The 13,100-nt window shown below is 46.9% G+C and carries 11 protein-coding genes and 1 pseudogene; 6 read left to right on the top strand and 6 right to left on the bottom strand.

Features of this window, described 5'->3' with window-relative positions:
• Nucleotides 1–657: phosphatidate cytidylyltransferase (locus QUA38_RS22200; RefSeq protein WP_333165632.1), on the top strand; the 657-nt coding region annotated here is incomplete at its 5' end.
• A gap of 107 nt (nucleotides 658–764) precedes the next feature.
• Here QUA38_RS22200 and QUA38_RS22195 read toward each other — a convergent pair.
• Complete coding sequence (locus QUA38_RS22195; RefSeq protein WP_333165631.1) at nucleotides 765–1,556, bottom strand: DUF2993 domain-containing protein; 792 nt, start codon at nucleotides 1,554–1,556, stop codon at nucleotides 765–767.
• Nucleotides 1,557–2,174: 618 nt separating this feature from the next.
• On the opposite strand from QUA38_RS22195, the gene QUA38_RS22190 reads away from it, so the two are divergent.
• Nucleotides 2,175–2,969: a pseudouridine synthase gene (locus QUA38_RS22190; protein WP_333165635.1), complete on the top strand. Its 795-nt coding sequence runs from the start codon at nucleotides 2,175–2,177 to the stop codon at nucleotides 2,967–2,969.
• Complete coding sequence (locus tag QUA38_RS22185; RefSeq protein ID WP_333165629.1) at nucleotides 2,966–3,847, top strand: RodZ domain-containing protein; 882 nt, start codon at nucleotides 2,966–2,968, stop codon at nucleotides 3,845–3,847. The genes QUA38_RS22190 and QUA38_RS22185 overlap by 4 nt, the downstream gene beginning before the upstream one ends.
• Nucleotides 3,848–3,981: 134 nt before the next feature.
• Here QUA38_RS22185 and malQ read toward each other — a convergent pair whose 3' ends face one another.
• From malQ to iscB, 5 genes are all read right to left on the bottom strand, one after another.
• Nucleotides 3,982–5,490, bottom strand: a complete 1,509-nt coding sequence (gene malQ, locus QUA38_RS22180) for a 4-alpha-glucanotransferase (RefSeq protein ID WP_333165626.1) — start codon at nucleotides 5,488–5,490, stop codon at nucleotides 3,982–3,984.
• Nucleotides 5,491–5,953: 463 nt separating this feature from the next.
• Nucleotides 5,954–6,079, bottom strand: a complete 126-nt coding sequence (locus tag QUA38_RS22175) for a photosystem II protein Y (RefSeq protein WP_333053037.1) — start codon at nucleotides 6,077–6,079, stop codon at nucleotides 5,954–5,956.
• 201 nt (nucleotides 6,080–6,280) lie between these two features.
• On the bottom strand, nucleotides 6,281–7,039 hold the full coding sequence (locus tag QUA38_RS22170; RefSeq protein ID WP_333165623.1) for a MinD/ParA family protein: 759 nt from the start codon (nucleotides 7,037–7,039) through the stop codon (nucleotides 6,281–6,283).
• Nucleotides 7,040–7,110: 71 nt separating this feature from the next.
• Nucleotides 7,111–8,898 carry a CHASE2 domain-containing protein gene (locus QUA38_RS22165; RefSeq protein ID WP_333165621.1) on the bottom strand — a complete coding sequence of 596 codons (1,788 nt, stop codon included), beginning with the start codon at nucleotides 8,896–8,898 and terminating at the stop codon, nucleotides 7,111–7,113.
• An 87-nt stretch (nucleotides 8,899–8,985) separates the two neighbouring features.
• Complete coding sequence (gene iscB, locus QUA38_RS22160) at nucleotides 8,986–10,260, bottom strand: RNA-guided endonuclease IscB (protein ID WP_333165618.1); 1,275 nt, start codon at nucleotides 10,258–10,260, stop codon at nucleotides 8,986–8,988.
• A 575-nt stretch (nucleotides 10,261–10,835) separates the two neighbouring features.
• On the opposite strand from iscB, the gene QUA38_RS22155 reads away from it, so the two are divergent.
• From QUA38_RS22155 to QUA38_RS22145, 3 genes and pseudogenes are all read left to right on the top strand, one after another.
• Entirely contained in the window at nucleotides 10,836–11,573 is a 738-nt protein-coding gene (locus QUA38_RS22155; RefSeq protein ID WP_333165615.1) for a DUF928 domain-containing protein, read from the top strand.
• A 141-nt stretch (nucleotides 11,574–11,714) separates the two neighbouring features.
• Entirely contained in the window at nucleotides 11,715–12,449 is a 735-nt protein-coding gene (locus tag QUA38_RS22150) for a DUF928 domain-containing protein (protein WP_333165612.1), read from the top strand.
• Nucleotides 12,450–12,681: 232 nt separating this feature from the next.
• Nucleotides 12,682–13,100, top strand: a pseudogene (locus tag QUA38_RS22145) (HAD family hydrolase); the annotation flags it as partial.

Here is a 13,100-nt window from a genome sequence, read left to right as displayed (position 1 = left end):
TGTTTCTACCTGTTATTCCAACCTAAATTATCGACGATCGCCGATATTGCCTCCTCAGTTTTAGGATTGTTCTACGGCGGTTATTTGCCCAGCTATTGGGTACGGCTGCGAGTCGGCCTCGACCCAGGCAATCTTGCTACAACCCAACTTTCCCAAGCAGTAGCAAGCAATTTGCCTGTTAACATTTACCCGTCCCCGTCTTGGACAACTTCGAGCCACATATCTTTAGGATTGACTTCGCTGCTGCTGGCTTTCTTCTGCATCTGGGCCGCTGACATTGGGGCTTATTTTGTCGGCAAATTCTTTGGCCGCACTAGCCTATCCCACATCAGTCCCAAAAAGACCGTTGAAGGTGCTGTATTTGGAGTTTGCGGCAGCATCGCCGTCGCCGTCGCTGGGTCTTGGTATTTACACTGGCCGGAGTGGCCGTATACAGGGGCTGCTTTTGGTCTGTTGATTGGGGTTGCTAGCCTGTTAGGAGATTTAACTGAGTCGATGATGAAGCGAGACGCCGGCGTTAAGGATTCGGGGCAGTTGATCCCCGGTCACGGCGGCATTCTCGATCGCACCGACAGTTATGTTTTTACCGCGCCCTTAGTCTACTATTTTGTGACTTTATTTTTGCCCGCGATCGACTCTTTTTTAATTAATCGGTAATTGGGAATGGGGCATTGGGAAGTGGGCATGGGGAATTGGGAATTCGGTATATATTCCCAGGCTTTGCCGAGGACGCAGGTTAAAGTCAACTGTCAACTGTTAATTAACTAAGGCAAAACTGTAATTCCTCCCCGACAAACAATCTCCCCCGGACTCAAGATCAACTCTTCTATCTCAACTTCCGGCCCAAAATCAATTTTAAAACCATTGAAATCACTGCTCTTTAATTCTCCATCGAGTTCGAGTTCTGGTGATTCAAACATCAATTGGCCAGCGCTAGCCATCCGCAAACCCGTCCGCAATACCAACATAATTTCCCTACCGCCAGCGCGCAAAATTGTCGCCGAAAGCGTCAACAAACCCGCCTCAATGATAATCTGCAAATTTTGCAACTTCAGCGACTTTTCCCTATCTGTCAGCGGCAGCATAGGCAGCAAAAATTCGTTCAAAGCATCAGCAAGCAAAGGCGCTTTCAGCGACGCATTCAAATCCGCCTGACTAAGCCTCAAAACGCCTGCCACGGGAACGGATTCCAGGAGGCGCAGGGGTTTGCCTTTGAGAGCTTGACCGAGGTTGATGCGAATGCCACAGCCCTCTATGGCAACTTCAGTTAGGTGTAATCCTTTATACACAGCACTGCGAGCGGCAGCCGTGACTTTGGGGATCGCACCGCTGAAGATTTGTCGATCGCTCCCCTCAATTTTCACCTTCAACTCGTCCACCTGCTGAACTTGCGATCGCAGCCAGAACTGCACCGCTGGAGACAGCACTGCGCTTGCGATCCGGCTGTTTTGACTGGGCGAAGGTCTCCCCGCCTCCTCGCCGAGATTAACAGTCTCACCAGAGCCAGCAGCGGCATCTCTATTGTCAAATTGAATAGAGTTTCGATCAACAGTCATAAACAATTTCAGAATATAAACCTTAATATTCAAGCACAGAAATTTAACTAGAACTGGCACATCCGGCCTCAAAAACCCGGTTTATGGACAGATAGACCGCTGTCAACCTCTGATTTTCCTTAGAAACCGTGTTGATGAATATAAGTCCGATCAACTCGAAAATCAAGCAGAAATCTGGCATCAGCAACGCCAGAAGCAGAAAAATTCTCACCTTTCCCCCCTTGGGATCTTTGGGTAGTTCACGACTTGTGCGATCCCGATGAAAAATTCGCGATCGAGCGTATAAATTTAACCAGCAGTACGGGATTTATGGTAGTGTTGGTTTATGGTCGGGTCAGACCCACACCTTTCAAACCAGCCGCAAACCAACGGTGCAAACCTGTGCCTGCCGCGAGTCTTTTCGTCGTAGTTTTTGCACAGCATTCAGGGTAATGCCATCAGGACAATCTGCACCGGGCACAAGGACAATCTGCACTCTTGCCGGGCGTCCTGTAATAATTGGTCAGCATTATAATTTATTCCCAACCAGGAATTGAGCATTGCTAGTACGGTTAATCAATTAACCGTGTCGTGTTTCCTCCCCACGGCTGGCTCGTTGGGGATTTCCACACTCCCGTCATGTCTGATGAAAGGCTGCAAAAAATCCTCGCCCAGTGGGGCATTGCCTCTCGCCGTCTTGCAGAACAGATGATTGTAGCTGGACGAGTCCGAGTTAATGGCAATATTGTTCGCTTAGGAGAAAAAGCGAATCCCGATCGCGATCTCATCCAAGTCGATGGAGTCCCGGTGAAACCAACGGATCGACCCGCAAAGGTCTATCTGTTGCTCAACAAACCGGCAGGCGTAGTTTCTACTTGCAGCGATCCAAGAGCCCGATCGAAAGTTCTCGACTTGCTGCCACCACAACTGCGCTCCGGTCAAGGCATCCACCCCGTAGGACGCTTAGATGCAGATTCCACCGGCGCCCTCTTGCTCACCAATGATGGTAAGCTGACATTTTGTTTGACCCATCCGCGTCACTCGATCGCCAAAACTTATCAGGTTTGGGTACGGGGCGATCCCCCGGAACGCATACTACAAACGTGGCGTCAGGGCATCATCTTGTCCGGCCGAAAAACTTTGCCCGCGAAAGTAAAAGTTCTCGATCGCGCGCAAGACCAAACTCTGTTAGAAGTCATTCTATCAGAAGGCAGAAACCGACAGATTCGGCGAACAGCCGAGCAGTTGGGATATCCAGTGGTGCGCCTGCACCGCACAGCCATTGGCCCGATTCAATTGCAGCGGCCCGGTGCGCCAATATTGCCACCAGGCTGCTGCCGACCCCTAGAAGATGCGGAAATTATTTATTTATGGAATCTAGTCAACCTAACATCAATAAGCGTGCCAGTAAATTCCCAGGAGCACAGCATATGACAAAGAATTTATTGTTTTTATTCTTCAAAACCACTAAGCAGAAACGGCACTCCCAAGAGCCAGAAACAGCTCAGAAGAAGCTAGCGGAAATTGGAACTCAACTCCGTCAGTACCGCGAACAGCAGTCTATTTGTTTGGACAAAGTAGCCGTGGTAACAATGATTCGGCGGAATCTGCTGCAAGCCATCGAGGACGGTGAACTAGACCAACTTCCCGAACCTGTCTACACTCAGGGTTTGATCAAGCGCTACGCTGAAGCAATGGGTTTGGACGGAGCTCAGTTTGCCGAATTTTTTCCGATCGAGCCGCCAGCCCGATCGAGAACCAAGCTATCCTGGCAAGATGGGCCTCAGTTGCGGCCGATGCACCTCTACCTCTTTTACACATTTCTAATTATCTGTTCGGTCAATGTCTTATCTCAGTTAATGAGTGGTTCTGTTACCGCAAAAAACGGTGCGGGAGCCGAAGAACTAGCGCTTGGGCAGCAAGAACAAGCTCGTTTAGCTGGTGGGGCATCGAGTTCCTCACAAAATCAGAAACCGGATAGTTACGAGGCTGTCGAAGCAGTAAGAACCGGTCAAAATTTAAATAAATCTGGTAATAAACCAGTGATGGTTAACGTCACTTTTAAAGCAGAATCGTGGATGCAGGTTGAAGTCGATGGTAAAACAGAGTTTGAGGGAACTTTGCCGACCGGGACTGTTCGCACCTGGGGGGCTCAAAAGCAATTGGTAGTGGTAGCAGGTAACGCCGGCGGGGTAATGGTTGCCGTTAATAACGGACAAGCCGAACCACTCGGAGATCCTGGAGTCGCCAAAGAAGTTGTTTTTAAAGCAAAGGAACTCAATTCTTCAGCACCGCCCAAGAATGAAGGTTGAGTGTTAATTGGTAATTGTTAATGGGTAATAAATAGGTAATAGCGGGCAGTCCACAGATTTTAATTAGAATGTCGGTCTTTATTGACTTCTTACCCATTACCCATTACCCATTACCAACTACCCCTTCTCCATTATCAATGTTTATTAGGAGCGCGCCCGGAGATGTAAGTCATAGTTTTGAGCCGATCGCGCACTTCCCAATTCAAAGCTTCGGGTCGATACCGCCATCCCCAATTTCCCTCTGGTTTCCCTGGAAAATTCATCCGCGCATCGGTACCTAAACCCAACAAATCTTGAAACGGCACAATGGCCATATTAGCAATAGAAATCCAGCCCATGCGGATTAAAGACCAGTGAATCCCTTGGGGATCGATGCAGCCCAAATAACGCAAAACCTCATCTCTTTCGTAGTCTTGCAGTTGATTGAACCAGCCGACAGTCGTGTCGTTGTCGTGGGTGCCGGTGTAGACTACGGAGTTGCGATCGTAATTGAAAGGCAAAAAAGGATCGCCAGGGCCCGCGCCAAAAGCAAACTGCAAAATCTTCATTCCTGGAAACTCGTATCGATCGCGCAAAGCTTCCACTTCAGGAGTAATTACCCCTAAATCCTCAGCGATAATCGGCAAGTTGCCAAACTTCTCGTTAATTAGATCCAACAAAGCTGTTCCAGGGGCTTTAATCCACTCTCCCTCGATTGCAGTTTCTTGTCCTCGCTTCACCGCCCAGTAAGCGTCAAATCCTCGAAAGTGGTCAATCCGAGTCACGTCTACATAAGAGAAAATCGCTTCAAAACGCTGCACCCACCACTCGAAATTAGTTGCTTGCAACTTCTCCCAATTGTATACGGGGTTGCCCCACAATTGACCTGTATTGCTGAAGTAATCAGGGGGAACACCCGCCATTAAAGCTGGTTCTCCGGTGGCTTCATCCAAGCAAAATATTTCTGGATGAGACCATACATCGGCGCTGTCGTGAGCTACATAAATCGGAATATCGCCAATAATTTTAATGTCCCGCATATTAGCATAGCGTTTCAACTCCGTCCACTGGCGAAAACACTCAAACTGGACGTATTTGTAGTAATAAATCTCAGCATTTAGCTGCTGGCGCCACTTCTCTAGGGAATTTTGTTCTCGACGGGCAATTTCTGGTTCCCAATTGTTCCAGCTAACACCGCCAAAGTGATCTTTTATTGCCATAAATAAGGCGTAATCTTCCAGCCAATTCTCTTTGCTTTCGCAAAAACCTGAGAATTCTTTTTGCTGGATCGGGGATGCTTTGGCTTTGAAGTTTTCGCAAGCTTTTTTGAGCAAAGGCACTTTCAGGGCAATCGCTCGATCGAAGTCTACATAATCCAGCGGAAATTCTGGCAAATTAGCGAAGTCTTCATCTGCTAGCAATTGCTGGTCCCGCAGCAGTTCTGGGTTAATTAGCAGCGGATTTCCCGCCATTGCTGAATAGCACGAATAAGGAGAATTGCCGTATCCTGTGGGGCCCAGCGGCAATACCTGCCAGTATTGCTGGTCGCTCTCTACTAAAAAGTCAATAAAGCGATATGCTTCTATTCCCATGTCCCCAATGCCAAATCGACTGGGAAAGGATGTGGGATGGAGTAGCATGCCGCTTGATCGGGGAAAAAGCATAATCTATCTAAAGATATAGGAATTTAACATTGACAATTTGACCGATCTTCCCTATCAGTTAAACTTCGTAGTTTTTAGGGCGATTGTTAGGGCAAATACTTTTGTGATTGTCTCATATTTTCTGCGATAACGTGCTTACCCAATATTTTTATGGAACTCTACTCAGAAGTTAGGAGTAGAGTTCAAAACATCAAAACCCGGAGTTACACGATCGCCTTGCTTTCACAGCTAGGTTTTTTTACCCAGGCTCGTTTGCTGCAACAAAATATTTTGCTGGAGCGTACCCTGTTTCTGCTTAATCTTTAAATCTAACTTTTCTTTTGCTTTCGCCCTATCTCTCTGCAGTCGTAAATTGCCCCCCCAAAATCAGCCATCACTTAAGCAGAGCCAATGCACAAATCAGCCGACTGTTTTGTATCTCAAAAAACAGTCGGCTGCGGGATTACCTGAAAAGAGGCTGAGTTTAAGCTTGCTTGTTCAACAATTTCTGCACTTGTTTGAGAGCTATAGCCCCGACGTTGTAAGCAGCCCAGCCGCCCGCCAACAATACGGGCATCAATACTATTAGTATGCGGAAGTCAAAATCCATGAGTTCTCCTCCTAAAGTTTTTTAACAAATTCTCATAATCTATTTGTATCTCATTTTGTCGCCATTCTCCTGACTCTTTAACCAAATATTGTCGCTGAGAAAGTTCCTCTGCTGGCAGCCGGATAGGCAGAAGGACATCGCTCCGCAAGAATTGAGATCGAAACTCACTCCTGGGCGGGCGATCGGCATTTGCTGCACCAATTATCCCACAATCTGTTTCGCAATCCCTTCCACAACCTTAGTTAGAGGGTCGTTAGGGAAGTGCAGCGCAAACACTCCCTTGCTGGCGAGCAGCATCATCTTGTCGCTGTGGGGCAGTACCCCTGCCACTGGGATGTTGTAAATACTCTCTACTTGCTGCTTCAAATCCTCGAAATCCAGGGATTCTGGGGCTTTATTGATCGTCATCAAAATCTTGGGAACTTCTAATTTGCGGGCCACATCTACCGTGACAGCCGTTCCCTGAAAATCTTGCTGATCCGGACGCAGAATCAGCAGCAGGATGTCGGAAATGGTGATGCTGAGGAGGGTTTCTTCGTTGAGCCCCGGATGCGTGTCGATAAATAGGTAGTCTAATTCCAGAAACTCGATCAGTTCTTGAAAGCCGTCGGTAAGCAGTCCCACATCGTAGCCTTCGCGCAAAACTCGCGCTATCTCCCCTGCTTTAATGCTCGAAGGAATCAGGTAGAGGTTGCCGTTACTGGCTAATTTTGGCAGCAGCGAACTCACATTGTAGGCCGTATCCGCGATCGGACACCGGCCCCACAGGTAATCGTTCAGGCAGCGATCCATGTTGCCCTCGCTGAAACCGAACAGCACGTGAATCCCGGGCGATTGAATGTCGGTGTCCACAATGGCGACCCGATTTCCGCCACGAGCGATAATAGATGCCAAGTTTGCTGTCGTGTTCGATTTGCCAGTTCCGCCCCGGTAAGAGTGGACAGAGATGATTTTGGACATGATCTGCGTATGAGGGTAAGAAACGGGGAGAACCCATTATGATGCAATTCTCTATGCAGTCGAGTTCTCTGTCATTCTTCCTTGCCCCCCAAATCCTCCTTGTCTGCTAAACTATCAATTTTTTCATCTTTTATCCTCTTTTCTGCGCCCCTGCGGTGCCGCATCTGTTTTGCTTTGGCTTGCAAATCGCTGAACTCGTCAGGGGGTTTTGTATCGGCTGAACTAGCACCGCCATCCGCCTCGCACGCACCCGTTGGTGAGCTGCTTTCCGATTCAGTCACAGGGGCGCGCTGCTTCTGCAGTTTGGCTTTTTCCTGCAATTGAGCTAAGTAGTCGTCTGTCTGACTTTCGACCTTGGGAAGCTCTGCGGTACTTGCAGTTATTTCTTGGGGTTCGGAAGGTACTTTTTCAGAGGTTTCTTGTTTGCTAATTCTCAGTTTATCTTTCTTTTGCTGCAATTCTTTAAAGAAATCAGATTCTGTGATTTCTGCGACTTGCTGTTCTTTTTTGGCTTGGTCTATTTCGATTTTGAAGACTTGTTTTACTCGATCGCTAATTGCTTTCCCGTATCCGGCTTTATTAAATCTCTCTGCTGATACAATGCTACCGCCAGTTAAGATTAATGCTAAGGCTGGCGCTGCCAGAGGCACCCACCCTCCCAACAGAAAAATCCCAAAGCCGATCGCGCAACACCCGGACAGCATTGCTGCGAATGTCACCGTCAACTTCGCTGGGTGAGCCATCCGCGATGCCAACGTTCCTCCCACAATTGACCATCCCGAAATCCATAGGATTTCGGCCCATTCCGGCCAAAACCATAACATCGGTCTGTTGTCTAAAACTGCACTCAAAATTTGGCTGACTACTTGTGCGTGTGCCACGATCCCCGGCATGAATTGGTTGCTTTTCTGTCGCCCACTGTAAGGAGTATAAAATAAATCTTTAACGGTTTCTGTGGTATAACCGATGAGCACTATTTTATCTTTAACTAAATTAGGGTCAACTTTCCCTTCTAAAACATCCGTAATTCTGACTTGGTTGGCAACTTGTCGTCTGGAACGATAGTTAATTAATATTTGATATCCCCTGACCTCGGTATTTGTGTATCCTCCGTCATTGCTTGCTAGTTGTTTTAATTGGGTTTTTCCCAGCCATAAAGATTGATCGGGCGCAAGTTGAGGAGAGATTTTTTGCCCTTGCAGGTAGCGGAGTGCTAGCTGGAGGTTGAAGGAAGCTAAAACTTGAGAATTGTCATTGCAAAGATGTTTTTGGGCCGAGGAGTTGCCCTCAATTGTCGGCGGTTTCATAAATAATAAAGCCTTGCGGAGGATGCCACCGGCATCGACTCCGAAATCTGCAAATCCCACCCGGTTTTCTGGCAGCCCCGGCGCAGGCGGAGAACCGGGATTGTCCGGGCTTCCGTCGGTGACTAAACATACCCCGATAATTCGATCGCTTTTTTGTAAAATTTTGGTTAATTCCTCGCGCCCGTCTCCTAAAGGTACGTCTCGCAGTACATCTAAACCGATGACTGTCGGCTGCATTTTGTCAAGTTTTTGTAAGATTTCAGCTATTTTGCGATCGGATATCGGCCACTGTTTCAGTTTCTGAATGTCTGCTTCGGTAATCCCCACAACTAGCAAGCGTGGGTCTGGCTGTTCATCGGGACGCCACCTCACCATTTGGTCGTAAGCGCTTAATTCTAGTGGTTCGAGTATTCCTAGCTGTCGGGCTCCCATCAAGGATAATGTTACTGCCGCGCTGGCAATTAATACAGACTTAGCCAATGCTAGTGATGGTTTATACATTTGACTCAATTGAGCCACTGCCGATCGAATTTTATTAGATATTTTACTCATAGAAACCTCACGGCAGATTGGAAACCCAGTAGCTTTAGCCCTGGGAGGAAAAGGGACACGGCGTACTTTAGTGTCCCGTCAATACTCTTAAAATCCATAGTTATACCCATCCTTTTGATGAATAGAGAAACAATATTTGCGATTGATTCCTTGAATTAATCCCTGGACTGCAGACACATTAAAACTACCAGATGAGCGAACAGCGACCCTACCTGTATAAGTTCCAACCTTCTTGCCCGAAGTAACAACGGCTTTTACAATGTCGCCTGTCTGGAAACCCTTGACAAACTTGAATCTAGGAACATACCGAGAAGGAAGCCCAAACTTATCTGTGCGACACATCTGCCTTGAACCATCCCCCGTCGCTTGCTGATTTGCTAGTACGGAAATATTAGGCGTATCACCAACGCAAGCAGCCTCAAAGAAGTGGGTTTTTGGTAATTCTAACCGTATGCGGTTGAATTTGGTTAACCTGCCAGAACCCGTGGCAATCATTTTACCTGTCTCTTGTAGGCTATTAAACAAAGTCCATCGGGTTGAATGAAGAGCAGAGTAATCTTTTAATGGGCGCTTAGCTTGTGCCAATATTTTCTTCACAACATCAGGATTTTTTGCTAGGAATAGCTTGATATCCTGAGTGCCTTTCTTTGTATTACAAGGCTCACAAGCTAAACACAAATTAGATACCATGCTAGTGCCACCCGATGCTCTAGGCTGAATATGATCGACCTGTAGCGGTACGTTTCCTGCACTACAATAAGCGCATCGTCTGTCCCCTTTATTGAGTAGATACTCACGGACTTTATAACCAGCTAATACACCCTGCTGGTACTGCACACCTGAGATTTCTGGATTTTCTATCTGCTGTAGCTCGAATCTGACTAATTCTTGAAAAATTGTTCTGATTGGTGCAAGTCTTGATAGTTTGTTTGCCCAAGTTAAGGTTGTTTCTACACGGTGTCGAAGGCTAGAAGACAACCAACCTTTGGGACGTGTCCGGTTTAGAAATCTCGCTTGACGATACCTGGTGTGCCGACTTCTGCGACTGCGCCGTAGGGAACGACGTGAATCTAGCGATGCCTTAATTGTTTGACCGCGATGGGTTAATTGGGCTACCCAAATTAGATCAGAACCTAAAAGTATAGCTAATCCAGTAACTTTTGAACCGGGGTCAATTTTTAAGATCATGGCTCGCGGGTCGTCAGTTACCTCCTTCCTCAAAATTATTGTGAAATGGTACAGCCTGAAAACTTTAGCTTTACCAACCTTTAACCGTTTACGTGCTAATGATGGTTGGCATGGTGTTAGTGGTTTGTGTTTGGTATCTAGAACAAAGACGTAGTTGGGTTTTAGGATAGACATTGTTGTGTCTCTTCGATTTCTCGTAATGTTAGCTTCGCCAAAGTTTTGAGGGCTTGTTAGGTTTGCAGCACTGTTTCTGTTACCTTAAAACTGTTTAACTGCAAACGACCGAGCAGGAGACTAGCTACGCATCCACTGGTGTCGTAACCCCCGAAACCGAGTTAATTAAAACTTAGGCCGGTAAGCACGGCTTCAGTTTGTTTGCTGAAGCCTCGTGTCTTTAGACCGGGGTTGCTTACTATCCCAGCATAAAAGTTTGACTCGTTCCTGGAACAGCAGTTGTTTCACATTTCCCGCCTGCTGGAGACTTCCTCCATCTTAGAACACTCGGAAACTCCGACCACTTTGTTACAAAAATTTACAGTAGGTGGCGAGCAACTGTATCTAATGATACTTGCGGCCTAAACAACCTGATTTTTACGACAGAGAATCCACTTGCCGCTCGAATTAATAAATGTTATTGATGATATGTCAAGGTATAAAATGTGTATCTGCGCCCTCGACTAGCATCTCAAAAATATTTGTCGCCATCAGCGAATGCCTGTGTTTGGAATTATAGTGAAAGGTACAACAAAATGAAACGTTTTCTACATCGGGCTACACTTGCGGTCGCCGTATCTGCGATCGCAGCTACCGTACCCAGTTCACTTGCACCGATGCGCGCACAATCCCAGCCGCTTCTGCTGAGTCAAAATTTTAATTTCAAGCCTCCCGACGTAACAGCCCCCACCAACCGACAAGGAGGGGCACATCGCGGCAACAAGCTTTGTCCAGCGGGTTTATCTATTACTCCTTTAGTGCCTCCAACTAATATCGGTTTAACCCTAACAGAGTCTCCCACAATTTTTGTCTATGTTCCTCAAACCTCGGCAAAAATAGAGTTTACTGTCCTCAACGACAAGGAAGAGGAAGTGGTCTACGAAAAAACATTTAAACTGGACAAATCTGGGATTGTTGGAGTTACCATTCCTGCTACGGACAACAACAAATCCCTTGAAGTTGGTAAGCGATACGTGTGGTCATTTTCGCTCGTTTGCGACCCCGAAGACCGAGCTGCGGATTTAGTTGTTAAAGGGTTCGTGCAGCGAATTGAACCGCAAGCAACTCTCAAGAGCGATTTGGCAAATCCCGACCCGATGACTAGGCTCAACGTTTATGCTCAAAATGGGATTTGGTACGAAACTCTTGCTACTTTAGCCCAAATGCGGCGTCAGACACCGGGGGATGTGAAGCTGACAGCCAAGTGGACGCAATTATTGCAGTCCCAAGGACTCGAATCAGTTGCAACTCAACCACTGGTTGCGCCTCTTTAAATCTCGATATTTCTTGAAGTTTTGTCTGTCTGCCGATGGCGACGTGAAAATTGACCCATTTACTCGATCGCGCCCGGAGCTAAAACTCCGGGTTAACATTAGAGATGCGATCTATAAATATTTCTACAAGTGGGTGGAAAAATGAAACGTTTTATACATTTTACTGCACTGGCGATGACTGTATTGGCGATGGCCGTTACTCTCCCCAATTTGCTTACACCGATGCAGGCTGTGCCTGCGCCCATTCTGCTGAGTCAGAATGTTAATTTCACACCCCCAGATGTAACAGCCCCCGACAACCGACAAGGGGGGACGCATCGAGGCTGTAAGTTACGGGATGGTTTATTCATTACTCCCTTAATACCTGAAAGCAATATTGGCTTAACGCTAACAGAGTCGCCAACATTTTTTGTATATGTTTCTCAACCCGCAGCTCAAGTAGAGTTTGTTTTGCTAAACGCAGATGAATCAGAAGTAGTCTACGAAACTACTATCAAAAATGACCAAGCCGGAATTGTGGGAGTTAGCCTTTCTGAGAAAGACCAGACAAAAAATATTGAGGTTGGTAAGCGATATGTGTGGTCGTTTGCACTAGCCTGCGATCCTCTCGAGCGTTCTGGAGATTATATTGTTAAAGGATGGATGCAGCGAATTGAACCGCAGGCAAATCTCAAGAAGGATTTGGCAAATCCTGACCCTATGGCTAAGGTGATTGCTTATGCTAAAAATGGGATTTGGTACGAGACTCTTGCTACTCTAGCCGAAATGCGGCGCCTCGCACCCGATGATTCGCGGCTGACGACCGAGTGGACGCAATTGTTGCAGTCCCAAGGACTAGAATCGATTGCCGCTCAACCGCTAGTTCAGTCTTTTTAATAACGACTGTTCACCAATCATTGCTGAGTGTTTGCATAGTCAATCCTTCAATTTTTCAATCCAGTGACCGAAAGCAGCCAGGGTACAAGCCCCCGTCTTTATCCTGGCACAACCAAAAAATAGTATCCGATAACCAGTCCCCGGATTCATTAGTGATATCGCTTTGTTCACTTCTCAAATTCTTCAATTCTTCAATTCTTCAATTCTTCAATCCAAAATCTAAAATCGATTGATGGTTAATAACTTTCCGACAATTCTAGCTCTTGATTTTGACGGTGTGATTTGTGACGGACTAATCGAATATTTCCAAACAGCTTGGCGTACCTACTGTCAAATCTGGAAACCAGTCGAAACAGTACCCGATCCAGATTTAGCTTTGAGTTTTTACCGAGTGCGCCCCGCCATCGAAACCGGTTGGGAAATGCCGCTGCTGATCCGCGCACTGCTGACAGGAATTTCCCCAGAGCAAATTTTGCTAGATTGGCCCAATATAGTACCGTATTTGTTGACCGAAAATAATTTAAAAGCGCAGTCTGTCGGGGCTAGGTTGGACGGTTTGCGCGATAATTGGATTGCTGAGGATTTAGCTGGGTGGCTGTCTTTGCACCGCTTTTATCCAGGGGTTGCCGATCGCTTGCACTCGTTGCAGGA

Origin of the sequence: Microcoleus sp. Pol12B4, assembly GCF_036701385.1 — a bacterium.
GTDB lineage: Bacteria > Cyanobacteriota > Cyanobacteriia > Cyanobacteriales > Microcoleaceae > Microcoleus.
This window is presented reverse-complemented; position numbering and strand designations above follow the sequence as displayed.